The organism is Aeromonas sp. 603079 (genome assembly GCF_049172135.1).
GTDB classification, from domain to species: domain Bacteria; phylum Pseudomonadota; class Gammaproteobacteria; order Enterobacterales; family Aeromonadaceae; genus Aeromonas; species Aeromonas veronii.
This window is the reverse complement of sequence record NZ_JAAKPX010000002.1, coordinates 149,598-174,338: the sequence shown is the minus strand read 5'-3', so window position 1 is coordinate 174,338 and position 24,741 is coordinate 149,598. Positions and strand designations below refer to the sequence as shown.

24 protein-coding genes, 1 tRNA gene and 1 riboswitch are annotated in these 24,741 nt (G+C 58.3%); of the genes, 15 read left to right on the top strand and 10 right to left on the bottom strand.

Going from position 1 to position 24,741, the window contains the following annotated elements:
* Positions 1-2: 2 nt before the first annotated feature.
* Positions 3-1,217 carry a pyridoxal phosphate-dependent aminotransferase gene (locus G5287_RS01950; protein WP_005334367.1) on the bottom strand — a complete coding sequence of 405 codons (1,215 nt, stop codon included), beginning with the start codon at positions 1,215-1,217 and terminating at the stop codon, positions 3-5.
* A gap of 387 nt (positions 1,218-1,604) precedes the next feature.
* Here G5287_RS01950 and G5287_RS01945 point away from each other — a divergent pair, with 387 nt between their 5' ends.
* On the top strand, positions 1,605-1,814 hold the full coding sequence (locus tag G5287_RS01945) for a DUF1653 domain-containing protein (protein ID WP_043851261.1): 210 nt from the start codon (positions 1,605-1,607) through the stop codon (positions 1,812-1,814).
* Positions 1,815-2,088: 274 nt separating this feature from the next.
* Positions 2,089-2,778 carry an aquaporin Z gene (aqpZ, locus tag G5287_RS01940; RefSeq protein ID WP_421230700.1) on the top strand — a complete coding sequence of 230 codons (690 nt, stop codon included), beginning with the start codon at positions 2,089-2,091 and terminating at the stop codon, positions 2,776-2,778.
* Positions 2,779-2,870: 92 nt separating this feature from the next.
* On the opposite strand, the gene G5287_RS01935 is transcribed toward aqpZ, so the two are convergent.
* Positions 2,871-3,620 (bottom strand): lytic transglycosylase domain-containing protein, encoded by a 750-nt coding sequence (locus G5287_RS01935; protein ID WP_421172015.1) that lies wholly within the window; start codon positions 3,618-3,620, stop codon positions 2,871-2,873.
* Positions 3,621-3,945: 325 nt separating this feature from the next.
* On the opposite strand from G5287_RS01935, the gene G5287_RS01930 reads away from it, so the two are divergent.
* Complete coding sequence (locus G5287_RS01930) at positions 3,946-4,386, top strand: GNAT family N-acetyltransferase (RefSeq protein ID WP_421230741.1); 441 nt, start codon at positions 3,946-3,948, stop codon at positions 4,384-4,386.
* A gap of 5 nt (positions 4,387-4,391) precedes the next feature.
* On the opposite strand, the gene G5287_RS01925 is transcribed toward G5287_RS01930, so the two are convergent.
* Complete coding sequence (locus tag G5287_RS01925) at positions 4,392-4,934, bottom strand: DUF1439 domain-containing protein (RefSeq protein WP_005344183.1); 543 nt, start codon at positions 4,932-4,934, stop codon at positions 4,392-4,394.
* Between the two features lie 95 nt (positions 4,935-5,029).
* On the opposite strand from G5287_RS01925, the gene cls reads away from it, so the two are divergent.
* The gene (gene cls, locus G5287_RS01920) at positions 5,030-6,511 is read left to right on the top strand and encodes a cardiolipin synthase (protein ID WP_266134494.1); all 1,482 of its coding nucleotides are present in this window, start codon (positions 5,030-5,032) and stop codon (positions 6,509-6,511) included.
* 107 nt (positions 6,512-6,618) lie between these two features.
* A complete protein-coding gene (locus tag G5287_RS01915) occupies positions 6,619-7,881 on the top strand; it encodes a DUF945 family protein (RefSeq protein WP_421230699.1) in 1,263 nt (420 codons plus the stop codon).
* A gap of 79 nt (positions 7,882-7,960) precedes the next feature.
* Here G5287_RS01915 and purU read toward each other — a convergent pair whose 3' ends face one another.
* Positions 7,961-8,797 (bottom strand): formyltetrahydrofolate deformylase, encoded by an 837-nt coding sequence (gene purU, locus G5287_RS01910; RefSeq protein WP_421230698.1) that lies wholly within the window; start codon positions 8,795-8,797, stop codon positions 7,961-7,963.
* 260 nt (positions 8,798-9,057) lie between these two features.
* A riboswitch (FMN riboswitch) is annotated at positions 9,058-9,214 on the top strand.
* A gap of 104 nt (positions 9,215-9,318) precedes the next feature.
* On the opposite strand from purU, the gene ribB reads away from it, so the two are divergent.
* Together ribB and G5287_RS01900 are read left to right on the top strand one after the other, a co-directional pair.
* Entirely contained in the window at positions 9,319-9,972 is a 654-nt protein-coding gene (gene ribB / locus G5287_RS01905) for a 3,4-dihydroxy-2-butanone-4-phosphate synthase (RefSeq protein WP_421230697.1), read from the top strand.
* 225 nt (positions 9,973-10,197) lie between these two features.
* The gene (locus G5287_RS01900; RefSeq protein ID WP_005334342.1) at positions 10,198-10,440 is read left to right on the top strand and encodes an Lpp/OprI family alanine-zipper lipoprotein; all 243 of its coding nucleotides are present in this window, start codon (positions 10,198-10,200) and stop codon (positions 10,438-10,440) included.
* A 172-nt stretch (positions 10,441-10,612) separates the two neighbouring features.
* On the opposite strand, the gene G5287_RS01895 is transcribed toward G5287_RS01900, so the two are convergent.
* Positions 10,613-11,461, bottom strand: a complete 849-nt coding sequence (locus G5287_RS01895; protein WP_421172012.1) for a tetratricopeptide repeat protein — start codon at positions 11,459-11,461, stop codon at positions 10,613-10,615.
* Positions 11,458-12,180, bottom strand: a complete 723-nt coding sequence (locus G5287_RS01890) for a 4'-phosphopantetheinyl transferase family protein (protein WP_421172011.1) — start codon at positions 12,178-12,180, stop codon at positions 11,458-11,460. Before G5287_RS01890 ends, G5287_RS01895 begins: the two co-directional genes overlap by 4 nt.
* Before the next feature lie 275 nt (positions 12,181-12,455).
* On the opposite strand from G5287_RS01890, the gene G5287_RS01885 reads away from it, so the two are divergent.
* The 4 genes from G5287_RS01885 to G5287_RS01870 all read left to right on the top strand — a co-directional run bounded on the left by G5287_RS01885 (position 12,456) and on the right by G5287_RS01870 (position 16,694).
* Positions 12,456-12,944: a C40 family peptidase gene (locus G5287_RS01885; protein ID WP_421172010.1), complete on the top strand. Its 489-nt coding sequence runs from the start codon at positions 12,456-12,458 to the stop codon at positions 12,942-12,944.
* Between the two features lie 148 nt (positions 12,945-13,092).
* Positions 13,093-14,064 carry a 23S rRNA (adenine(1618)-N(6))-methyltransferase RlmF gene (gene rlmF / locus G5287_RS01880; protein ID WP_421230696.1) on the top strand — a complete coding sequence of 324 codons (972 nt, stop codon included), beginning with the start codon at positions 13,093-13,095 and terminating at the stop codon, positions 14,062-14,064.
* A gap of 243 nt (positions 14,065-14,307) precedes the next feature.
* Entirely contained in the window at positions 14,308-15,033 is a 726-nt protein-coding gene (locus G5287_RS01875; RefSeq protein WP_421230695.1) for a MaoC family dehydratase, read from the top strand.
* Between the two features lie 245 nt (positions 15,034-15,278).
* Positions 15,279-16,694, top strand: a complete 1,416-nt coding sequence (locus G5287_RS01870) for an SLC13 family permease (protein ID WP_252655528.1) — start codon at positions 15,279-15,281, stop codon at positions 16,692-16,694.
* A 67-nt stretch (positions 16,695-16,761) separates the two neighbouring features.
* Here the strand turns inward: G5287_RS01870 and G5287_RS01865 are convergent, their stop codons facing one another.
* Complete coding sequence (locus G5287_RS01865) at positions 16,762-17,751, bottom strand: DUF481 domain-containing protein (protein WP_252655530.1); 990 nt, start codon at positions 17,749-17,751, stop codon at positions 16,762-16,764.
* Between the two features lie 39 nt (positions 17,752-17,790).
* Positions 17,791-18,699 carry a L,D-transpeptidase family protein gene (locus tag G5287_RS01860; protein ID WP_252655671.1) on the bottom strand — a complete coding sequence of 303 codons (909 nt, stop codon included), beginning with the start codon at positions 18,697-18,699 and terminating at the stop codon, positions 17,791-17,793.
* Between the two features lie 439 nt (positions 18,700-19,138).
* On the opposite strand from G5287_RS01860, the gene G5287_RS01855 reads away from it, so the two are divergent.
* The 4 genes from G5287_RS01855 to tsgA all read left to right on the top strand — a co-directional run bounded on the left by G5287_RS01855 (position 19,139) and on the right by tsgA (position 22,412).
* Positions 19,139-19,228: transfer RNA gene (locus G5287_RS01855), tRNA-Ser, on the top strand.
* Between the two features lie 365 nt (positions 19,229-19,593).
* Positions 19,594-20,175: a DUF1349 domain-containing protein gene (locus G5287_RS01850; RefSeq protein WP_421230694.1), complete on the top strand. Its 582-nt coding sequence runs from the start codon at positions 19,594-19,596 to the stop codon at positions 20,173-20,175.
* A gap of 318 nt (positions 20,176-20,493) precedes the next feature.
* On the top strand, positions 20,494-21,195 hold the full coding sequence (gene deoD / locus G5287_RS01845) for a purine-nucleoside phosphorylase (RefSeq protein WP_005303072.1): 702 nt from the start codon (positions 20,494-20,496) through the stop codon (positions 21,193-21,195).
* A 53-nt stretch (positions 21,196-21,248) separates the two neighbouring features.
* Positions 21,249-22,412, top strand: coding sequence for an MFS transporter TsgA (gene tsgA, locus G5287_RS01840; protein WP_421230693.1), 1,164 nt, complete (start codon positions 21,249-21,251; stop codon positions 22,410-22,412).
* A 97-nt stretch (positions 22,413-22,509) separates the two neighbouring features.
* Here tsgA and G5287_RS01835 read toward each other — a convergent pair whose 3' ends face one another.
* A complete protein-coding gene (locus G5287_RS01835) occupies positions 22,510-23,187 on the bottom strand; it encodes a Crp/Fnr family transcriptional regulator (RefSeq protein ID WP_216951704.1) in 678 nt (225 codons plus the stop codon).
* Positions 23,188-23,350: 163 nt separating this feature from the next.
* A complete protein-coding gene (gene rimO, locus G5287_RS01830) occupies positions 23,351-24,679 on the bottom strand; it encodes a 30S ribosomal protein S12 methylthiotransferase RimO (RefSeq protein ID WP_421230692.1) in 1,329 nt (442 codons plus the stop codon).
* Between the last annotated feature and the right edge of the window lie 62 nt (positions 24,680-24,741).

Sequence of the window (24,741 nt, the reverse complement as noted above, 5' to 3'; positions counted from 1 at the left end):
GCTTACTGCTTGTAGCCCTTGAGGAAGCGGGCGAGGCGGCCGATGGCATCCTCCAGCTCCTCTTCGCGGGGCAGGAACACCAGCCGGAAGTGATCCGGCGCCGGCCAGTTGAAGCCGGTGCCCTGTACCAGCAGCAGCTTTTCCTGTTGCAGCAGGTCGAACACCATCTTCTGATCGTCGCGTATGTCATACACCTTGGGATCAAGGCGCGGGAACATGTAGAGCGCCCCCTTGGGTTTGACGCAGGAGACCCCGGGGATCTCGTTCAAGAGCTCCCACGCCTTGTCCCGCTGCTTGCGCAGGCGGCCGCCCGGCAGGATCAGCTCGTTGATGCTCTGATAGCCGCCGAGTGCAGTCTGGATGGCGTGCTGCATCGGCACGTTGGCACACAGCCGCATGGAGGCCAGCATCTCCAGCCCTTCGATATAACCGCGGGCACGGCCCTTGGGACCGGTGATGACCATCCAGCCCTGACGGAAGCCGCAGGCACGGTAGGCCTTGGAGAGGCCGTTGAAGGTCACCACCATCACATCGTCGCACAGGGTGCAGACGCTGGTGTGGGAGATATCGTCGTAGAGGATCTTGTCGTAGATCTCGTCGGCGAAGATGATGAGGTTGTGCTGGCGGGCGATCTCGATCACCTCCAGCAGGAACTCGCTGCCGTAGACAGCACCGGTCGGGTTGTTGGGGTTGATCAGCACCAGGCCGCGGGTGCGCGGGGTGATGCGGGCGCGGATATCGTCGAGATCCGGGTACCAGTCAGCCCCTTCGTCGCAGCGATAGTGCACCGCATGGCCACCGGAGAGAGTGACGGCAGCAGTCCAGAGCGGGTAGTCGGGGGAGGGCACCAGCATCTCGTCGCCGTTGTTGAGCAGCGCCTGCATCGCCATCACGATCAGCTCGCTGGCGCCGTTGCCGATATAGATGTCATCGATATCGACCTTGCGCATCCCTTTTTGCTGGTAGTACTGCATCACCGCCTTGCGGGCAGAGAAGAGCCCCTTGGAGTCGCAGTAGCCCTGGCTCAGCGGCATGTTGAGGATCACATCCTTGATGATCTCTTCCGGCGCATCAAAGCCGAACGGGGCCGGGTTACCGATGTTGAGCTTGAGAATGCGGTGGCCTTCGTCTTCGAGACGGCGAGCTTCTTTATGCACCGGGCCGCGGATGTCATAGCAGACATCGTCGAGCTTGTGCGACTTGTCGATTGTGAACATGGTGACAGTGATTCCTTCCCCACAGGGACGCGTTGGCGAAAAAGGCGGTTTTTAGTATCAAATATCTTTTCCCCTATTCTTCACAGAATTGAATGCTAGAACAATCTTCTTTTTAGTAGATATTCCTGATTTTTAGCCCCAAAACAGAGTTATTAAAAGGTTAAATTCAGCACGATCGTTTGTGCTTGGCAAGGTTCACCAGTGAAAGATGGGGGAGTGATTAACAAAGCTACTCTACTGTGTTGAAATCTTCACGCTCTCTGGCACGATTGGCTTGTGTAAAAAAGCCTCTTCATCGTCATTTCCGACGAGAAAAAGCTGATACAACTGGCACTGGCCAGCGCATATTTCCCCTTTCCCGTCCTGTTCTATCTGCAGAGGTATCCCATGCATGCACCCACACCCGGTCGCTATCGTCACTTCAAGGGGGGCTACTATCAGGTGCTGACCCTGGCCAGCCATACCGAGACAGGCGAGCAGCTGGTGATCTATCAGTCGGAACAGGATGGCGCCGTCTATGCCCGTCCAGTCGCCATGTTCATGGAGTGGATTGAGCATCAGGGTCAGGTGGTCAGCCGATTTTCGCCGATCAAGTGATCCGCTGGTGTGGCCCTGAATTGTTGATCAACAAATAGACAGAACAGGCCTTTGGAGTCATAAGTTGTCGCATGAGGCTCCTTGTTGGCAACAGCCTCTGTGTGGCTTGCTACTGATAAATATCTCTATTAATCAACCAATTGTGACTTGAGTCACGTTTTCTGGCGACTGGTAACCGGGTTCGCATCGGCTATTGCTGCTCCCATAATGCTGCGCGTGTTAACGCATGGCCCCTTTGCGGGCCTTTTTATCTCATCTTATCGGGAGACATACAGTGAAACCTGTTGCAGCAGAGTTTTTGGGAACCTTCTGGCTGGTATTGGGAGGTTGTGGCAGTGCCGTGCTGGCTGCAGCCTTCCCCCATGTGGGGATCGGCCTCTTGGGCGTATCGCTGGCATTCGGCCTGACCGTGCTGACCATGGCCTATGCCATCGGCCATATCTCCGGTTGCCATCTCAACCCGGCCGTCACCATCGGTCTGTGGGCTGGCGGTCGTTTTCCTGCTTCCGGCGTGCTCTCTTACATCGTGGCTCAGGTGCTGGGGGCAATTGGCGGTGCTGCTGTACTCTATGTGATTGCCAGTGGCCAGGCCGGTTTTGATCTCTCCGCCGGCTTTGCCTCCAACGGCTACGGTGAGCACTCTCCGGGCGGCTACAGCATGATGGCGGCACTGGTGTGCGAAGCTGTGATGACCGGCTTCTTCCTGTTCGTCATCATGGGCGCTACCGACAGCCGTGCGCCAGCTGTGCTTGCTCCGGTTGCCATCGGCCTGTGCCTGACCCTGATCCATCTGGTGAGCATTCCGGTGACCAATACCTCGGTCAACCCGGCCCGCAGTACCGGCGTTGCGCTGTTTGTCGGTGACTGGGCGGTCAGCCAGCTGTGGTTGTTCTGGGTTGCCCCGATTGTCGGTGCCATTCTGGGTGCGCTGGCTTATCGCCTGGTGGCGACGGAGCAGAAGTAATCATTTGCGAAACAAAGTGTGGTATCGACACGCCTGAGGGCGTGTTTTTTGTTTCTGGAGGAGTGAGATAAGAGAACTAACCAAGCCAAACGTCAGAGTCCCTTGGCCTGCAGCATCTCTTTGTAGCGCTGATGGAGCAACTGGACGCGCTCCACATAAGCGCGCGTTTCCGCATAGGGTGGGATGCCGCCATGTTTTTGTACGGCGCCCGCCCCGGCGTTGTAGGCCGCGGTCGCCAGCGCAATGTTGCCGTCATACTGCTTGAGCAGTCCCGCTAGGTATTTCACCCCGCCGAAAATATTCTGTTCCGCCAGCAGGGCATTGCCGACCCCCAGCTCCCGCGCCGTGGCAGGCATTAGCTGGGTCAGCCCCATCGCCCCCTTGCGGGAGACCGCCAGTGGATTGAAAGCCGATTCGGCGTGAATGAGCGCTCGGATCAGCGCAGGCTCAACCTGATAGGTCTTTGCTGCTGCCTTGATGGTGCTGGCATAGTCATAGAGAAACAGTCCTGTGGTCTGCCAGTTGACGCTGGATTTGGGGTCGCAGGCGAAGCAGTCGTTGAACAGCAGCAGTTCGTAATGGCCCTGTTCGGGCGCCATATCGGAGTAACGTACTACCCCGTTTTGCTGCACCGATTTATAGACCTGGATCTGCTTCTTGCCGCCAGCGGCGGTTGCCGCCGTTTGAGCGGTGTCGGGTTGTGGGGCGGGCGCAGCATGATTGACCGGGCGCAAGGGAGAGGGGGCTGCGGTCAGGAAGACCACCTCCGCGGGAGGGGGCGTCTGGCTCCATCCACTCAAGGGGATCAACACCATCTGGCCTGCCAGCATCCATGCTTTCAACCGTCACACTCCTTCCCTGGATCATCATGTTGAGTAAAGCACCATGGCGAGTGCAGAACAAGGGTACAAACAGGGAGTTGTGAAGTGGAGGGGGGATTTGACCGAGGGACGGGGGGATGCCGGAGTATGTCCAGGAGAGGCGCCAAAAGGTGGAATTTTCCGGTAGCTAATGGTCATAAGCGTCTTAGGGAAGTGCTCCAGCATGCTCGCTTTTTTGTTAATAAAAGGCATGCTATCTTGCTGGTGTAAGCTGGTCTGGCTAGTTAGTTTCAATCTATCTTATCTACTGATTATAAAGGAATTTTTTGTGTCAGGAATGCTGGCGATGGAACTCATCTTCGAGGAGTACTGTGACGCCGATCTCTCTCTCATCAAGGATTATTACGAGACGACTTTTTCCCACTATGTGCCGGATCTGGCAGAGCGGGTCTTTGTCGTACGTGATGCTCACTGGCTGGTGGGGGCGGTTCGGTTGCGGGACGAGGAGGAGTTTTATCATCTGTGCGGCTTTCGTCTGTTGCCTCACTACCAGTCGCTGGGATTGGGTTCACGGCTGTTGCAGCACGCCTGTCACGGTCTGGAGGACAAACCGGTAGTCTGTCAGGTACTGCCTTTCGAGAAACCCTTCTATCTCAAGGCCGGTTTTGCCGATATCTCCCTCAACCAATTGAGCGGTTCACTCTTCTTCCTTTATGAGCAACAGCAGCAGCAGGGTTATCAGGTGGAGCTGCTGGTACGGGATACCAGCCAGCCCCTCCTGAATTGAGCGGGCTAGCGGGGTCTGGTCAGCAGGTGGATTTTGCCTGGTGACAGCTCCAGCCCCAGCAGGTTTTCTTTCAGCCAGGCTTGTTGCGGATCCTTGTCATCCAGTCGGTAAACCGGTTTGCTCTCAAGACGCTTCTCCATGCTCTGCAGCAGCATACCGAGCATCATGCCGAACTTTCTCTCTGCCGCCTCCGGTTCCAGCTTGTACTCCACCAGTTTCATGTTGTCGAGAAACAGCGCGCTCTGGCTCTTGTCATAGCGGGGTCTTGCCTCATAGGTCATCTGCAGGCGGGCGTCATATTCGGTATTGTCGGGCAGGGCGATCTTGAGCTTGCCCTTGCCATAGACTCGGGCGGTGTCTGGCTGTTGACGGCCAATCTGGACATCGCTCTGCTCCAGCTTCACATGGGCCTTTATGATGCCGGGCAGCTCCAGCTGTTTGTCGACTTGCACCTGGGATTGCAGGTACTGATTGATCTGCTGCTCATTGATGTCATATGAGCCTTGACCTAGCATGGCCAGGCTGAGCAGCATGGATTGCAGAATCATGGGGGCAACCTGATAGAATGGATTTGCCTTACAGCATACCATTCCTGACTGGCAGGATCTGCCGACCACTGTTTGTTGATGAAAAGGAGTTACCGTTGCTAAACGGTCTGGAACATGATCTCCACCTGCTGTTCTCCCGCTTTCTGGGCTGGCTGCTACTGCTTTTTCATACCGTTATCGTCGCGGGTGTGTCGTTTCGGGTAGTGATGAAACGCCGCCCCATCGGGGTGTCGCTGGCCTGGCTGGCGCTGATCTACGCCATTCCGTTTGCCGGCGTCGGCTTTTACTTGCTGTTTGGTGAAATCAAGTTGGGGCGCCGCCGCGCCGAGCGGGCACAGGCCATGTATCGCCCTTACGCTATCTGGATTCGTCAGTTGGCCCGCCTTTTCCCCCAGCATTGCTGCGAGGTGGGGGAAAAGGCCCAACCATTGCACGATCTGATCCAGGGGCGGTTGGCCATGCCCATGCTCTCCGGTAACCGGATGACTCTGCTCAGCCAACCCGACCAGATCCTGCATGAGATTGCTCAGGATATTCGCCGCTCGACGCTCTCATGCTATCTGGAGTTCTATATCTGGCACCCCGGCGGTGATGCCGACGAGGTGTGTGAAGCACTGATGGAAGTCGCGCTGCGCGGCGTGGATTGTCGTTTGTTGCTCGATTCGGTGGGCAGCAAGCACTTCTTCCGCTCCGGGTGGCCGAAAAAGCTGCGCAAGGCGGGGGTCAAGCTGGTGGAGGTGCTGCCGGTCGGCGCCTGGCGCATTCCGTTCCAGCGGCAGGATTTGCGAATGCACCGCAAGTTGGTGGTGATCGATGACAAGGTCGGCTATACCGGCTCCATGAACATGGTGGATCCCCGTTTTTTCAAGCAGGATGCCGGGGTCGGCCAGTGGGTCGACATCATGATCCGGGTGCAGGGGCCCATGGTGCCGCTGATGTGGTCGATCTTTGTCTGGGACTGGGAGATGGAGACCGGCGAGCGGCTGCTCGACAGTCTGCAGCATGAGCCGGAAGCCTGGCCCCAGACCAACTACCGCGCCCAGCTGATCCCGTCCGGCCCCTTCGTCGGCGGCGACTGCATCCAGCAGAGCCTGCTGCTGGCCATCTATCAGGCGCGCAGCCATCTGGTGCTGACGACCCCTTACTTTGTGCCCGACGATCCGCTGGCGGCCGCACTCAGTTCGGCGGCGGCGCGCGGGGTGCAGGTGCAGCTGGTGTTGCCGGCACGCAACGACTCCATCATGGCCAATTACGCCTGCAACGCCTTTATGGAGGAGCTGCTGGCGGCCGGGGTGGAGATCTACCGCTACGATGCCGGTCTGCTCCATACCAAGAGCGTGCTGGTGGATGATGACTTCGCGCTGGTGGGGACGGTCAATCTGGATCGGCGCAGCCTCTGGCTCAACTTCGAGGTGACCCTGCTGGTGGATAACCCCTCGTTCGTGGCCCAGATGACCCGGCTGGTACAGGGCTATATGGCGGAAGCCACCCCGATGACCCTGGCCCAATGGCAGGCCCGCCCCTGGTACAAGAAGGCGATGGAGAACATCTTCTATCTCTTCAGCCCCTTGCTGTGAGGTGATGGCGAGCCACAAGAATGTTGGCTCGCCCTCTGATTGGACTTGCCTAGTCCCGAGTCCGCCCCGTAGAGTGCAGTGACAACTCCCTGGAGACACATGGATATATGAAAAAGATAGTGGCCCTCGCCGTGGGTGCGGCACTGGTAGGTGGTGGTCTGGCTGCGTGCTGGTACACGGGCAACAGCTTCGACAGCATCATGGCGGAGCAGATCGCCAAGGTAGAGCAAGAGACCGGTATCGATATGCAGTGGCAGCCGAGTAGCAGCAGCCTCTTCACCCGTGACGGGGTCCTGAAGGTCGTGGTGACGCCCGAGGAGCTGGCCTCCATCGATAGCGAGCTGGAGGGCAGTCAGCCCATCGAGTTACAACTGGTGGTCAAGAGCAGGATACTGCCGCTCTACATCAAGAGCCACTTCCTGCTCGATACCCATAATGGCACCTTGGCGCCGGTTTTCACCGCACTGGGTATGGAGCAGTGGCAACTTGGTCTGGAGTCGGCAACCAGCCTCTGGACCCAGGGGAACAGCAGCCGCTTCTGGGCCAATGAATTCAAGGTAAAACAGGGGCTGGACGAGTTCAGTTTCCTGCCCCTGAACGGCGAATTTCACGGCAATCTGGAGGGCAGTGGTCACCTCACCATGACCTGGCAGGGGATGACGGTCCATGAAGAGCAGAGCAAGATGGACTTGGTGCTGGCCGATCTGAAAGGGAGTGCCGACATTGCCGAGATCAGCGGTGTGCTCCTCTCGCCCCAGAGCGAGATGACCCTTTCGGCCCTCACGGTGCAACTGCCTGACAGCGTCAAGGTTGCCCTGCAGGGGATGACTACCGAGACTCAGCTGACTGGTGATGATGCCCAGACCCTCTCCAGCAGCTATCAGATGAAGATTGCCAAGCTGGATCTGGAGAACGAGACCGACACCCTGGCGGTGACGGACAGCAAGTTGGCGCTCAACCTCAACGGTCTGGATCTGGAAGGGTATCAGGGGCTGCAGGCAGCCGGTGGCAAGGGAGTTGAAGATGCCGCCATCCAGCAGGCGCTGGACAAGATGCTCAAACGTGGTGCGACCCTGGAGCTGGCCGATCTCAGCGCCAAGCTCAACGGTGAGGCGGTGACCATGAAGGGGGACGTGAAGCTGGCCTCCACCTCGCTGGAGCAGCTGTTCAACAGCGACGCGGGGATGCAGGCCCTCTCCGGCGTGCTGCATGCCAGCCTCAGCGACAAGTTGGGCAAGGCGGTGCCGCAACTGGCCCCCATGCTCGATCAGCTGACCCTGATGGGTTATCTGAAGGCCGACCAGCAAGCGCTGACCTCCGAGCTGAAGCTGGAGAAGGGCGCGGTGACGGTAAACGATCTGCCGCTCTGACACTCGGCGCAGAAACAACAACGGCTCCCACGGGAGCCGTTGTTGTTTCTGGCGTTTGCATACGAGTCATGTGGGCGGATTACTTGAAGACCACCGTCTTGTTGCCGTAGACGAACACCCGCTCGTTCAGTACCAGCTCCAGCGCACGGCTCAGCACCGATTTCTCTACGTCACGGCCCGCTTTTGCCATCGCATCGGCACTGAAAGTGTGATCCACGTGGATCACGTCCTGCTCGACGATGGGGCCTTCATCCAGATCGTCGGTCACGAAGTGGGCGGTGGCGCCGATCAGCTTGACGCCGCGATCAAACGCCTGCCGGTAGGGGCGGGCACCGATGAAGGCGGGCAGGAAGGAGTGGTGGATGTTGAGGATCTTGCGCGGATAGGCCTCGACGAAGCTCGGGGTCAGCACCCGCATGTACTTGGCCAGGATCACATAGTCAGGCTCATAGCTGTCGATAATGGCGCGCACCTGCTCTTCATGCTCGGTACGGCTCAGCTCGCCATGGCTGACGGTGTGGAACGGAATATTGAACTTGCCGGTGAGCTCGGCCAGGGTATCGTAGTTGCCGATCACCGCGACGATATCCATATCCAGCGCGCCCGCGTAGTTCTTCATCAGAATATCGCCGAGGCAGTGGGTCTCTTTGGTCACCAGGATGACGATACGCTTCTTGCCCGCCTTGACCAGACGACGCTGGGCGCCGGTGGGCAGGGCATCATCGAGGTCGGCAAGCAGGGTCTCGTCGTTGAAGCGCCCCTCCAGCTCGGTACGCATAAAGAAGCGGCCATTCTCGTGATCCACAAACTCATCGTTCTTGATGATGTTGAGCTGGTGCTTGTAGCAGATGTTGGTGATCTTGGCGATGAGCCCTTTGGCATCCGGGCAATCCGTGAGCAATATTTTCTTTTCCATCTCTGTCATTTTCCGTTTGTGGTGTTGGCGCTGCTGTCTGCGCCGGCAGCGTTGTTCAGGATCTCTTTTCGGGCCCTGTGTTTTTGTTTCGGGAACTATGCCATAAACCGATCCGAGCCATAAAGAAATTCGCCAGTCACGGCCTCGCACGCTGGCGAGCAGGCCGCAGAGCGCGATCCCGGGCGCAATGTTGAAACGCTTTTCAGCCTGCGGGGGGATTTTGACTGGTATCTGCAACCGTTTTTCTTTAGGCTGTCTGCGCTTATTCTCAGGGCGGGGTGCGATTCCCCACCGGCGGTATCCCGATTGACTCGGGGAGCCCGCGAGCGCCCGACTTGGCTGATTGCCAGATCGGGGTCAGCAGATCCGGTGAGATGCCGGAGCCGACGGTCATAGTCCGGATGAAAGAGGATAAGACAGACCTTGCAGCGTTGGCCCTTGTGGGCTGGCCGCTGCATGCCCGTCTCTGTCTGCCTTTCCATGCCCTGATTCTGGTCCTTGTCTTGTTTAGGAGTTTTACCATGAATCAGTCTCTACTCAGTGAATTCGGTGATCCCGTTGCCCGTGTCGAAGCGGCCCTGTCTGCCTTGCGTGCCGGAGGCGGCGTGCTGGTGGCCGACGATGAAGATCGGGAGAACGAGGGCGACCTCATTTTCGCCGCCGAATCCATGACCAATGAACAGATGGCGCTGATGATCCGCGAGTGCTCCGGCATCGTCTGCCTCTGCCTGCCCGACGAGCGGGTTCGCCAGCTCGAACTGCCGATGATGGTGGAGGCCAACTCCAGCCACTACCAGACCGCCTTTACCGTGACCATCGAAGCAGCGCAGGGGGTCACGACCGGTGTCTCGGCGGCTGATCGCATCACCACCATCCGTGCAGCTATCGCTGACGGCGCCCAACCGGGCGATCTACATCGCCCGGGTCATGTTTTCCCGCTGCGGGCGCGAACCGGTGGGGTGCTTACCCGTCGTGGTCATACCGAAGCCACGGTCGATCTGATGCAGCTGGCTGGCCTCAAACCATTTGGAGTGTTGTGTGAATTGACCAAAGAAGATGGCTCGATGGCGCGTCTGCCAGACCTGGTTGCGTTCGGTCGCAAGCACCAGATGCCGGTGCTGACCATCGAGGATCTGGTGCAATATCGTCAATTGTTGTCAGAACGTACAGCCTGAGCCTCATACGAAATTGTAATAAGGCAAAAATTTGGTTAACCTTTGTCCGTGCCCCCACCACACGGCACTCATTTTTTAGACGAATCTGGACAAAAACTGTTCATTCAAAAAAAAATGAGGGTTTTAATGCATTTATCTGTGGTGGGGACTATGCAAAGTAGGATTTTTTTGTGCCATAATCACGCCGCTTGCTAAACGTCTGGCGAGTTCAAGGGAGCTTTAAAAATGAAAAAATTGTTGTTGGTAGGTGTTGTTGGTCTGTCCGCTCTGCTGGGCGGTTGTGCAAACACCAGCGAACTGGAAACTTCCGTTCAGAATCTGTCTAACAAAGTTGACCAACTGGCTCAAGATGTTAGCGCAGTTCGTGCTGATCAGTCCAAAATCGCTGCTGATGTTGCCGAAGCCAAGCAAGAAGCTATGCGTGCTAACCAGCGCATCGACAACATGGCTACTTCCTACAAGAAGTAATCCATGCGAAAAAAATGGCGCAGTTTTGCGCCATTTTTTTTTGCCTGAAATTCACAGTATCTCCACTATTCCCACAGCACCTTATTCCCACAGTACCTTCTTCGTACTTGACCCATGAGGTCATGCCGGTCTCCCGGCACTCCCCCATCATTACCAGCCAGTTCGATTCCGATCAGTAGAGCAGACTATAGAGTTTGCGACGGTAGCTCTGCGCCTGTGGTGTGTTACCCATAGTGGCGAGAATATCGAGATAGGTCTTTCTGGCTTCGCCGAATGCCAAGTCCCGTTTGAGGATCGCCAGCAGCAGTTCCAATGCCTCTTCCTGACGGCCGGCCTGGTTGTATTGCACAGCAAGTTCTTGTGCCAGACCAAAATCATCAGGCTGTTCTGCATGACGGGCTTCCAGCGCGCGCAGTTCCGGGCTGTCTGCCGCTTGCAGGGCCAGCGCCAGCCGTGAGCTCAGGGTATGGAAGTGACTTTCCTGTGCCACCATCGGGATGGTGCCGAGGCGCTCCTGCGCTTCATCCAGCAGGTTGAGGTCGAGCGCGGCCTGAATGAGCCACAGGCTGATGTCGTGACGTTCAGGGGCCAGCTGGTGTGCCTTGGTCAGATGGGCATAGGCGATGCTGGGCTGCTCGTCAGCCAGTGCCTGTTGCCCCTTGGCCAGCAACTCTTCCTCTTCTTTGGGGGTGAAGGCGGCGAAATACTGGCGCAGGGTGGCTTCATCCTGCGGCCCTTCGATGATCCCCTGTTCGTCAGGGCGACCCTGATGGAACAGCACCAATGCGGGTAGGGCGCGCAGGCCGAGCTGGCTGGCGAGCGGTTGCAACTGGGGATCGTTCATATCCACCTTGGTCAGGGTGACCTGCTCATTAGCGGGCCCAACCAGTGATTCGATCAGCGGTGTCATCCCCTGACACTCCGGCATCTGCGGAGCATGGAAATAGATTACGACCGGCTTCTTCATGGAGGCATCGATCAGTTCAGCGTGAAAATTCTGGGGAGTAATGTCGACGATCATGAGTTGGACTCTTCAGAAAGGGTGTTGAGTAACATGGGGTTGAGTGACTGGTAATTCAAGCGCTCATCAAGCCGGTAAAAGGTCACGGGGGTTGCCGCCGCCGCGAGACTGAGCCAGCCGCTGGCAAAGGGCCAATCCTGTACCTGATAAGGGGTGTCATCCAACCGGTTGTCGAGTCGCCACTCTTCATCCGGGAGAAACCGCACCTTCTCCAGCCCCGCCGCTATGCCGCCACCGTGGGCTTTCAGTACCGCCTCCTTGCGTGACCAGAGCCGGTAGAAGGCACTCTCCTGCTCTGGAGCAGGCAGCGCGCAGAGCCACTCATATTCACTCTGTGCATAAAACCGGCGGGCCAGGGGGAGGGGGTGATGCCGCCGTTTGCCCAGTTCGATATCCACCCCAAGCTGCCCCTGCGGGCAGAGCGCCAACACCAGCCAGCTGCCACTGTGGCTCAGATTGAACTGCCAAGCATCATCATGCAGTTGGGGCTTGCCGTGGGGGCCGTTGCAAAATTGCAGGCTGGCGGCAGGGCGTTGCAGCCTCTCGGACAACAGCTGGCGCAGCAGGGCGCGGCTCACCAGATATTCCTGACGCCGTTCAGGATGGGTCATGGTTTGCCAGATATGCAGCTCATCGGTTGACAACCATTCAGGCAATTGAGCAAGCAGTGCCTGGCATACCCTGGCCGGTTTTAACAAAAAAAGATCGGTTTCGATCATGATTTTTCACTTTAAAAAGGTGCTGAAGCAGGGATAAAAGCCAGTTATCTATGAGGCCAAAGGTCCTTTTTGCGATTGTATATTGTTTGGGCATGATCACATTAATTATGAAAAATCGTGCATTTCCTTGCAAAAATGTGAGCTTGATAGGGATTTTCACTTGCCTCGATAGAATTCTTGGATATAGTCGGGTGCTGTTGCCTTATAAATTGCCCTTTGGGGCCGTATTTTAACAAGATTTACTATTTTGCGGGGATAAAGGATTGCGCTACCTGATGCTACTGCTGGTCGCGCTCGGAATGGCGGGTTGTGCTTCGGCACCCCAACCCGAGGTCGCGAGCAAGATCGAAGTTTCCATGATGGAACCCGTTATTGAACCGGAAGCTTCGCAGACACCCGATGTGAATGAAATCCTGACAGTATACAAAGAGTGGCGCGGTACCCCTTACCGCTACGGTGGTACAACCGAACGCGGTATCGATTGTTCCGCCTTCGCCCGTGAAGTGTTTCGCAATGCGGTCGGTATTGAACTTCCCCGCGATACCCGCTCTCAAGTTCACGAAGGGACGCGCGTTTCCAAGCAGGATCTGGTCGAAGGTGATCTGGTCTTCTTCAAAATCAATCGTCGTCTCAACCACGTTGGTATCTATGTCGGGAATGGCGAATTCATTCACGCCTCGACTCGAGCCGGTGTGACCCGCTCCAAGCTGGACAGCCAATACTGGCGCAGCAAGTTCTGGCAAGCTCGCCGGATCGATATCTGAGTCAGGCTGGACAAACGGCTCGCAGTACGGACTGTTTTTCCAACCTCACTTGAACCGGGCTCGATAGCCCGGTTTTTTATTGCCCTCGTTTAGACTTTCCCGAGTCAAATCACTATAGTGTGGGCCCGTTTTCTTCGGCAGGCTCAGCATGAAACCCCGCATCCCATCAGCTGGTGGCCCCAAGTCGGGCGACCGTAAATCCGGACTTCACTCCCGTAATCGCCATGAGGCGGGTTACGACTTTGAGGCGCTCTGCCTGCGAACTCCCGAGTTGGCCGTCCACATATTTATCAATGACTACGGTACCCGCACCATCGATTTTGCCAATCCCGATGCAGTGAAGTCCCTCAATCGCGCCCTGCTGGCCCATCACTACGGGATTGCCCACTGGGACTTGCCTACCGGTTACCTCTGCCCGCCTATCCCGGGACGGGTGGACTACCTGCACTGGGCGGCCGATCTGTTGGCCGAGAGCGCAGGCCAGCTCCCTACCGGCAAGGGGGTGAGAGTGCTGGATATCGGGGTGGGGGCAAACTGCATCTATCCGCTGCTAGGCTGCCGCGAATATGGCTGGCGTTTTGTCGGATCGGATATCGATCCGGTCTCGGTCAAGGCGGCCACCCTGCTGGCCAAGAGCAACGGGCTCGGCAATCAGATTGAGTGTCGCCTGCAGGGAAACCCCAACCATGTGTTTCGCGGCATCATAGGGCCAAAGGAGCGCTTTGCCCTGACGCTGTGCAATCCGCCGTTCCATGCGTCGCTGGAAGAGGCGAGCAAGGGGACGGAGCGCAAGCTGCGCAATCTGGGCAAGGAGGTGACAGGCGCCCCTGTGCTCAACTTCGGCGGCCAGAAGGCCGAGCTCTGGTGTGAAGGGGGCGAGGCGGCGTTTCTGGCCAACATGATCGCCCAGAGCAAGGAGTTTGCCACTCAGTGCCTCTGGTTCAGCTCGCTGGTGTCGAAAAAAGAGAATCTGCCGGGGGCGAAAAAGGCGTTGAACCGGGTGGGGGCGCGTCAGGTACGGGTGATCGACATGGCGCAGGGCAACAAGGTGAGCCGGATCCTCGCCTGGTCCTTTCTGGATGAAGAGGGATTGCGTAGCGGCTGGTCGAGCGCGCGCTGACCCCCACCACAAGGCCCGATGAGGGCCTTTTTCATGATGATCCCCGCGAATTTCCCCTGCTGGCGGCATCTTTGGCAATCGATTTCCTCATTGGCAGATCGTGCTGGTTTACATGGTGTAAGTAGTTACTTCCGCCTTGGTACAGGTGTACGCCGAGATTTTTTTGCACTTACAGCTGAAACTTTAATAAAATAGGACTGGTTAGACCTCTTTACAGGCAATGAATCACATAGGGATCGGAACATGAAAGTTGTCGATTTTCTGAAGCGCAAGCGCGAAATTTTGGCGCAGCACCCCTTTGAGCTCAAGGATTGGCTCTCACCGGCGATCCGCGACTACTGGCGTGAGTTTCAGCAAAAGGCACATCTTCACCCTTTGCTGGGTCGTGTACTGGACTTGCAAACCGAGACCCAGAGCGAGCAGCAACAGGATGCAGCAACCGTGGCACGGGTGGCCAACGGTCAGCCTGCCGTGGCTCAGGAACCCGCTGTGGAGCTGGGAGCCGAGGCGGCCGAGCTCTATGCCGCCCTGCAGGCCCGCATCGGTGAAGAGACCCATGTCGGCGAGTGGCTCCACGTCAGCCAGCAGATGATCGATCAGTTTGCTGCCGTGACCGGGGATCACCAGTGGATCCACACCAATCCTGAGCGCGCGGCCGCCGAGTCCCCCTTCAAGACCACCATCGCCCACGGCTTCCTGACCCTGGCGCTGCTGCCGCAGTTAACCGGCTCGGTCGATGAGGCCACTCCCGAGTTCCCGACCGCCCGCATGGTGGTGAATTTCGGGCTGGATCAGGTACGTTTCCCGTACCCCATCAAGGTGGATAGCAACATCCGCGCCCGCACCAAGCTTGCCCGGGTCACCCCTATCAAGGGGGGGCTGGAGCTGCTCAAAGAGATCAAGGTGGAGATCGAAGGGATCCGCCGCCCAGGTTGCGTCATCGAGTCGGTGACCCGCATCTACTTCTGAGCACCCTCATCGGCATGAATGGTGAAACGGGCCCGCTGTCGTGTGCAACGAACAGCGGGCCCGTTTTTTTGCCTGTTTGTTGCAAGGGTTGAGGCGTCAGCCATAGCGCGCCGACCCCAGCTTGATATGACTCACAAAACGGTGCGCCGTGCAGTTAGCCAGCTCTCATTTTGGCGAGATAGCCGCGTGAGGCGATAGCATATTATGCCACTATTGGCTTCTTACTCCCGATCCTGGAGACAATAGTGCCCATCAATAACAAGATTATTCTGCCACTGCTGCTGAGCCTCACCATCCTGCTGATCCCGACCCACTGGATCCCGCTGGAGGGGATCACCGTCATCGAGCAGCGGGTCGTGGCCATTTTCGTGCTGGCCGCCCTCTGCTGGATCCTGGAGCCCATCCCTATCTTCGCCACCTCGGTGCTGATCATCGTGCTGGAGCTGCTGCTGCTCTCCGACAAGGGGCTCTGGTTCATGACTGCCGACAAGGCTGAACCAGGCTTTGGTGAGCTGCTCAAGTCCACCGAGGTGATGGCGACCTTTGCCTCGCCGGTTATCATGCTGTTTCTCGGCGGTTTTTTCCTCGCCATTGCGGCGACCAAGTACCGTCTGGACGTCAATCTGGCGCGGGTGTTGCTGCGCCCGTTCGGTCAGGATCCCCGGATCGTCATGCTGGGGCTGATGTTGATCACCGCCACCTTCTCCATGTTTATGAGCAATACCGCCACCACCGCCATGATGCTGGCCATCCTTACCCCTGTGCTGGCGGCATTTCCCGACAAGGACCCGGCCAAAATCGGCTTTGTGCTGGCCATTCCGCTGGCGGCCAACCTCGGGGGGATCGGCACTCCCATCGGCACTCCGCCCAACGCGGTGGCCCTCAAATACCTGACCGGCGAGCATGCCATCTCGTTCGGCCAGTGGATGGGATTTGCGGTGCCCTTTGTGGTATTGCTGTTGCTGCTTGGCTGGTTTCTGCTGGGGCGCTTCTTCCCGAGCACCCTCAAGCGGATGGATCTCAAGATTGAGGGGCGCTTTATGCAGACCCCTCGCGCCTGGGTGGTCTACCTCACCTTTATCACCACCATAGTGCTCTGGCTACTGGGGGATCTGCATGGCATGAGCTCCTACGTGGTCGCCATGATCCCGGTGGCGGTGTTCCTGACCACCGGCATCATCACCAAGGACGATCTGCACAAGATCTCCCTCGACGTGCTCTGGCTGGTCTCGGGCGGTATCGCGCTGGGGCTGGCGCTGGAGGACTCCGGGTTGGCCGAGCGGCTCATCACCCATATTCCGTTCCACGAATACTCCACGCTGGCGGTGCTGATCGGCGCCTGTCTGCTGGCAGTGGTGATGGCCAACTTTATGTCCAATACCGCAACCGCCAACCTGTTGCTGCCACTGGTGGCGGCACTGGCGGTCAGCATGCCGGAGCTGGCAGAGTGGGGCGGCAGCCACACCTTGATCCTGGCGGTTACCATTTCGGTTTCGCTTGGGATGTCGCTGCCTATCAGTACCCCGCCCAATGCGCTGGCCCACGCCACCGGTCTGGTGGAGAGTCACCAGATGGTGCGCATCGGCGTCATCATGGGGCTGGTCGGCACCCTGCTGGCGATGGTATGGATCTACCAGATTGCCGCTTGGGGGCTGATCTAGCGAGCCTTTCTGCCTGAAGCAAAGAGGAGCCGATTTGGCTCCTCTTTGCGTGTTGGGGTGGGGGGGACTAGAAACTGGCGCCAAGGCTGAGCAGGTGTCTGAATTCGCTCTCCCGGGGTTCCGGGCTGCCTGTGTCGACAAGGATGTCAGCATCTTCCCAATCCAGCTCACTCGACCAGGAGAGGCGCAGATGGTCGTTGAAGTAGTAGCGCAATCCTATGCTGCCTTTCAGATCCTGATTACGAGTGAAATAGGGGGAGGCTTGTGCCAGATATTTCAGATAGCGCCCCTGGCTGAACAGCTCCATTTTCTCCTGCCAGAGGGAGAAAGGTTGGCGATAATCCCAGTTAAAACCGGCGAAGGGGTAGTCAATGACCCGTTCACCCAGAAAAATCTTGGGAACCTCGCTATCTTCACGGAAGTAGAGTCGGCTTAATCCCCCTTGGGCCATCAACTCCAGTCGGCGGCGTTTGTCGTTCCAGAAGCGGTAGCCAGGCCCCGAGCCATAGTCCATGTAGAGATAGCGATCTTTATCCAGCATGTCATATTCGGCATCGAGTGAGGTGCGCAAGAACCACTGCTGGTTGAAGAAGTAGTCCAGCGTAGGGTTGAGCTGATAATCATGGCTGTCGGTGACGTTGTCAGCGGTCTCATAGGTATATTCACCGGAGAAGCTGTAACGCCAGTCCAGATTGGCCAGCTCGCTTTTCCACTTGAGGTTGACGTTGTTGGTCTGCTTGTCATTCTGTTTGAGTTTGACATTGAGATCGCCGCTGCCGGTCCAGAGCCAGGCGTTGCGTTCATCCTGGTCATCCTCGAACAGCTTGAGCCCACCCTTTGCCGTTGCCTTGGGTTTGTCCTCTTTATCGATGCGCCAGCGTTTGATGGCCTCCCGCTGGACGGTGACTGCGCCGCTGTAGGGCAGGGCGATGCGCACCGACTGTTCGGTCACCTCCTCGATGTTGCCGGTCAGACGATCGCCATTGTTCATCCAGAGAATGTCCTTGGCCCACAAGGTGTGACAGGCCAACAGGAGTAGGAGGGGCAGGAATTTCATGAGGTAAGGTGACTCCGGTGCGACTCGGGCGCTGGTGACTTAGCCACTGACAAGTTGGCTGCTGATGGGGCGGGGCAGGCCGTTTTTGCTCTCCAGTGCCGCCGTCACCTCATCCTGCATCACGTCAGGTGCACTGATAAAGCTCTCTATGGCCGGAGGTAGCACCAGCGGGGCGCCATTTTCAAGCTCATCTTCGGTGCGGGAGAGCGGGGAGTGTACCTCCAGCCAGCGCCGACCATCCGGTTCGATGGCTACCTTGACCGGTTGATTGATGACCCGTACCGGCGTGCCGATCGGCACAATCTTGAACAGGGCCTCTATATCGTCAGGTCGCAGCCGGATGCAGCCTGCACTTACCCGCAGGCCAACGCCAAAATCCTTGTTGGTGCCGTGGATCAGGTAGTCGCGCTTGCCATAGCCAAGGCGCATGGCGAACTTGCCAAGGGGATTCTCCGGGCCGGGGGGCACCACGGCGGGCAGTGTGATCCCTTTTTGCTCCAGCCAGGATTTGCGCACCATGGGGCCGGGTACCCAGGTCGGGTTGGGATTCTTCTCGATGACGGTGGTGGTCATCTCGGGTGTTTCGCGGCCGATATCGCCAATCCCGATGGGCAGCACGATGACCTCATTCTTCCCTTTGGGGAAGTAGTAGAGGCGCAGTTCGGGCAGATTGATGACGATCCCCTCGCGAGGCACATCAGGCAGCAGCATCTGGGTGGGCAGCGTCAAGCGGGTACCCGGCTTGGGTAAATAGGGATCTACACCCGGATTTGCTTCAAGCAGCGCCAAAAATCCAATTTGCGTATTTTTGCCAACCAGCTCCAGATGTTCATTCTGCTGGATGATGTAATCCTCCAGCTCACCGATGAGTCGACTCCCGGCAGGTGGCAGCGGGTAGCGTTTGGCCTCTGCCGGCGCCGCGCAGAGCAGGATCGCTGCCAGCAGCATGGAAAGGGCGGGTGTTAAGGGTAGGGGCTTGAGTTTCGGCAATCGCATAAGAAGATCCATCAGTTCAATCGGGGCGGAACATCATCAATACAGCCGCCAGGATGGCGCGATTGTTCCTCAATCAGCCCATGATTACCAGCTTGCTGCGCACCCGCAATGATGTGGGGATACATAGGAAACCGGCCAAAATCGGCATCACCCATAAATTTGAGCGCCAAGCAGGAAAAAGAGACGCCTGATGGCAATGGGGCAATATTACGATATGGATAATGGCCGGGTGTGCGAGAGGGTTAATGTCGGGTGGATGCAGGGTGGCCTGGCAACGCGAACAGCATGCGCCGCATTGTGAGCCTGCTCCCAGATATCTGATTCAGCCATTTGATATCTAAGAAATTTTTATTGCATCCTCGGCCCAGCTTGGGTAAAACTCTCTCCCCACGGAGAGATGCCGGAGTGGCCGAACGGGATTGACTCGAAATCAATTGTGGCAGCAATGCCACCCAGGGTTCGAATCCCTGTCTCTCCGCCACATACCAAGCCCAAGCAATTAAATTGCTTGGGCTTTTTCGTTTCGTGTGATGCCTGATATGCCATCTGATGTTGGCGGGCTTGAAGCGTCCCCTCTATCGACCACCTGTTAGTCGACTCGAGCCCATATCGAGATGTCTTATCGTCGTGCAATAGGGGCCCCCTTTTACTTGCCCGATCGCCTATCGGTTGCAAGGTTGGCCCCAACGGCTTGCTCGCCAGTCATGATGGCGACACAATGGAGTCCCTTTGGTTGGCCGCTCGCAGCTGGGGCTCGTGGCCGAATGGCCAGCGATAGTATGAGCGCGCCCGAGTGTTATGGGCCGGTGACAACGGGAAACATGGCGAGAACAGGAGCAAAAGAGGATGAGGGAAGGGCTTGAATGGTTCTGGCTCAATGAACCGGCCGAATGGCACAAAACAAGCGACGGCTTGCTGGTGGTAACGGACAAGCAGACCGATTTTTGGCGCAGCACCTGGTATGGTTTCGAGCGCCACAGTGGGCATCTCTATGGCTGTGAGGTCGAGGGGGAATTTACCTTTCAGGTCTGTGTCGAAGGGGAGTTCACGACCCTCTACGATCAGGCGGGGCTGATGTTGCTGCAAGACGAGGCGCACTGGCTCAAAGCGGGGATAGAGTACAACGATGCCCAACCGATGATCGGCAGCGTGCTCACCAATCAGCGATCTGACTGGGCCACCGGTATTTTCAGCGGCAATCCGCGCCGTTTCTGGCTGCGCCTGACCCGGCTGGCCGATTGTCTGCGTCTGCAATACTCCACCGATGGTGAGGTGTGGCCACTGCTGCGGCTCGCTCCGTTCCCGCCAGGCGAGCGCTGCTTTATCGGGGTGATGTGCTGCACCCCCGAGCGGCAGGGGTTGGCGGTGCGTTTTTCGGATCTGCGCCTCACGCCGCCCCTTGGCAAGGCACTGCATGATTTGAGCTAGCCAGCCCATGGCTGGCATTGCGTGTCAACCGGCAGAGTGAACAATGCCATCGGCCCGCAGCGTCAGTTGCAGGGTCTATCGAGCGGGAGGGCCGTTACCCTCCCGCTTTTTTATGCTGGTAGGTCGGGAATGGCGGGTGGCTGTGATGGGCAAGCCTTAGCAAGCAACGTCGAAAAGCATGCGGTATGCGATGTAGCGACAACAAGTTGCCGGAACTGGGATCTCGATCGGGGCAACAGGACTTTTGTCCTGCAAGGGGCGAGGGGGCGGGGGCTAGGATGCCCTCATCCACACGAGTCAAACTGGAGCACAACAACAATGACCGCTCATATCAATGCCAACCCGGGCGATTTCGCCGAGACCGTCATCATGCCGGGAGACCCGCTGCGGGCCCGCTATATCGCCGAGACCTTTCTGACCGACGCGCGCGAGGTGACCAATGTGCGCAACATGCTGGGCTACACCGGCTACTACAACGGCCAGCGCATCTCGGTGATGGGCCACGGCATGGGGATCCCCTCCATGGTGCTCTACGCCCACGAGCTGGTGAATGACTTCGGCGTCAAGCGCATCATCCGCATCGGCAGTCTGGGGGCGACCCAGCGCCACGTGCAGATGCGTGACGTCATTCTGGCGCAGGCGGCGGGCACCGACTCCCCGACCAACGCCAAGCGCAGCGCCGGTTACCAGATGGCCACCTCGGCCGACTTCGCCCTGCTGCACAAGGCGTTTACCAAGGCGCAGGAGAAGGCCATTCCGGTCAAGGTGGGCAATATCTTCACCGGCGATCTCTATTACGATCCGGACGAAAACCTCATTCCGGCTCTGGAGAAGTTCGGCGTGCTCGGCATCGACATGGAGGTGGCCGGTCTCTACGGGCTGGCCCATCAGCAGGGGATCGAGGCGCTCGCCATCCTGACTGTCTCCGACCACTGCCTGACCGGTGAAGAGACTACCGCAGAAGAGCGGCAACTCTCCTTCAACCAGATGATCGAGCTGGCGCTGCACACCGCGCTGTAAGCGCCGCAGTCCGCCCACCCCTGCACGCACCCTGACCCCAAGAGAGATCCAATATGAACAATAAGCTCTCCCTCACTGCCATCAGCTTCCTGGCCAATTTTGTGATGGCCGGTTTTGCGACCCAGTTCGGCATGCTGATCGACCCCATCGCCGCCAAGTTCGGCGCCGACGTCAATCAGGTGGCCTCCATCTTCTCCCTGCTCAACGGCGGGGCGCTGGCGGGCACCATTGCTGCCTTCTTCCTTATCGAGAAGGTGGGGCTCAAGCGGATGACACTGATCTGCTACGGCCTGATCGCGCTGGCGGCGGCTTCGCTCCATCTGACCGGCTCGCTCTATGTGGTGATGGCTGCCATGACGGTGATCGGCCTGTGTGGCGGGGTGGGACTCTGCATTGCAGGGACGCTGGTGGTGAGCGTCTGGCAGGCGCGGATGCAGAGCACCATGCTGGTGGTGCAGGATGCCACCTTCAACGTGGCCGGGGTGGTCTTCCCGCTTATCACCACCTACACCCTGACTCACGCCATGGCGTGGAGCTGGAGCTATCTGGCGGTGGGCGTGGTGGCGCTGGCGACCATGCTGGTGGCGGTGCTGACCAACTTCCGCAGCTGCGAGGCGGGTGGCGAGAGCGCAGGCAACGAGCACTCGGAGTGGAACCTCGGCATCATCAGCGGCGGGTTGGGGCTCTTTCTAGGCATGCTGGCGCTCTACACCTTCCTCACCTGGGCGCCCATGTTCGTGAAGAATAAGTTCGGCATCCCCTTCGAGGAGGCGGGCAACATCATCACCCAATACTGGACGGCTGCCCTGCTCGGCGCACTGGTCTCCACCGCCATCGTGACCCGCATTGCGATCCGAACCTTCCTGCTGGTGATCATCACCCTAGCGATGGGGATGACGGCGCTTATCGTCACCACCGATAACCTGAGCCAGTTGCCATACCTCACCTATGGTTACGGCTTTGTCTGCGCGGCGCTCTACAACGCCTTTATCGCCTACGGGGTGTCGTTTGTGCGCCAGGCGTCGAGCAAGAACGTCTCCTACATCCTCATCAGCGGCAGCGCGGGGGCCATGTTCAGCCCGGCCATCAGCGCCATGTTCGAGCAGGTGATCGGCTTGCAGGCGGTGATGTACGCCATCCCGCTTATCTACGCCGTGATCCTCGCCATGCTGGTAGCCTCGCTGCGCATGGCCCGGCCTCAGCCCTGTCTCGCCTGAGCGGGGGAGTAAACAGCAAGAGGGGCGGTATAAACCGCCCCTCTTTTTTGTTGCTGTTCCGCTTGTTGCTGCTCAGTCGGCAACTGAGGCCTGCGACTTATGGCTGCTCCAGAAAGGCCTTGAGCCCCGCCAGATCGCGGATCTGCAATCCCTCTTCGCCGCGCTCCACCAGTCCCTTCTCCATCAGCTCTTTCACCGCCCGCCGGTAGACCCGGTCGGTCGTGCCGAAGCGTTCCGCCTCCTGATACCCCTTGCGAAAGCCGCTCACCGGGTTGTGGTGGCAGTGGCTGTGATAGAGGTCGAGGGCGATGTTGTAGCTGATGGGGTAGAGCATGCGGCAGGTGAAGATATCCACCGTGTCCTGATAGTCGATGGCAATGGCGGTGGCAAAGAAGAGCGCCACCTTGGGGTGGGCGACCAGCGCCTGCTCCAGCTGCTCGCCGTCGATGCGGGCCACTTCCAGCGGCTCCTCGGCGATGATGTCGAGCTGGCAGCGGTAGCCGGTGAAGAACTCCATCTCGCCAAACAGCTGGTTGTCGCACTCCAGGGTGCCGAGCTGAAAGCGGCGGCCATTCATGGCGGTGTGGCCCATGGCGATGCGGCCGCCCGGTACCAGCACCAGATCCCGCAATAGCTCCCCCTGACGCATCAGGGGCTCCCCCTCGGGGATCAGATGCTGCTCCGTGATGCAGGATTGCACTACCTGCACGATAAGATCATGACTGGCCTGCCAGTGGGGCTGAAAGCGTCCCTTGAGAAGGGGTTTGAGTTGCATGGGATTTCGAGTCGTCGCCAAACAGAAACGACTATTACACACCCTTGCATACGGATATGCCAGTTTTGTACCGCAAAGTGGGGCTTACTGGTGTAGAAGTGCAATCTGGAAGCATAAAAAAGCGCCCGAAGGCGCTTTTTCATTGAGCGGTGGTCAGCAAGGGTTAGCTAATCAGGCTGGCCCACAGGTCATATTCGTCGGATTCGTCGATCCGCACCTTGACCATGTCGCCCGGCTTGAGGCCGGTTTCGCCGTTCAGGTAGACCAGACCGTCGATCTCGGGGGCATCGGCGGCGGAGCGGCCAGTGGCACCCTCTTCGTCCACTTCGTCGATCAGCACCAGCATCTCCTTGCCGACCTTGCGGGCGAGCTTGCGGATGGAAACCTGCTGTTGCAGCTCCATAAAGCGCTGGAAGCGCTCTTCCTGCACGTCTTCCGGCACCGGATCCGGCAGCTCGTTGGCCAGCGCTCCTTCGACCGGGCTGTATTTGAAGCAGCCGACCCGATCCAGCTCCGCCTTGTCGATAAAGTCCAGCAGCATCTGGAAATCTTCCTCGGTCTCGCCCGGGAAGCCAACGATAAAGGTGGAGCGCAGGGTGATCTGCGGGCAGATTTCGCGCCACTTCTGGATCCGCTCCAGAGTGCGCTCGACAGTACCCGGGCGTTTCATCAGTTTCAGGATGCGCGGGCTGGCGTGCTGCAACGGAATATCGAGGTAGGGCAGTACCTTGCCATCGCGCATCAGCGGGATGACGTCATCTACGTGTGGGTAGGGGTAGACGTAGTGCAGACGTACCCAGATATCGAGCTTGGCCAGCTCTTCGCACAGGGCGACCATGCTGGTCTTGACCGGCATACCGTCGTAGAAACCGGTGCGGTGTTTCACATCGACGCCGTAGGCGGAGGTGTCCTGGGAGATCACCAGCAGCTCCTTCACGCCCGCCTCTTTCAGGCGCTTGGCTTCTGCCAGCACGTCGCCGATGGAGCGGCTCACCAGATCCCCGCGCATGGAGGGGATGATGCAGAAGGTGCAGCGGTGGTTGCACCCCTCGGAAATCTTCAGATAGGCGTAGTGGCGCGGGGTCAGCTTGACGCCGTGGGCCGGTACCAGACTGGTGAAGGGGTTGTGCTGCGGCTTCTCCACATATTTGTGGACGTGACCCAGCACCTCTTCATAGGCGTGGGGGCCGGTGATCTCGAGCACCTTGGGGTGGATCTCGCGGATCTGGTTCTCTTTGGCGCCAAGGCAGCCGGTGACGATCACCTTGCCGTTCTCGGCCAGCGCTTCGCCGATCGCTTCCAGCGACTCTTGCACCGCGCTGTCGATAAAGCCGCAGGTGTTGACGACGACCAGCTCGGCATCGTCATAGCTGGGCACCACATCGTACCCTTCGGTACGCAGCTGGGTCAGGATGCGTTCTGAATCGACCAGGTTTTTGGGGCAACCCAAGGAGACGAATCCTACTTTGGGGGCCTGTTTTATGTTGGACATCGCTCAATCACTCTTAGGTGGCTCTTCTTTAAGGGCGCGGATTTTACCGGAATGGTTAACCA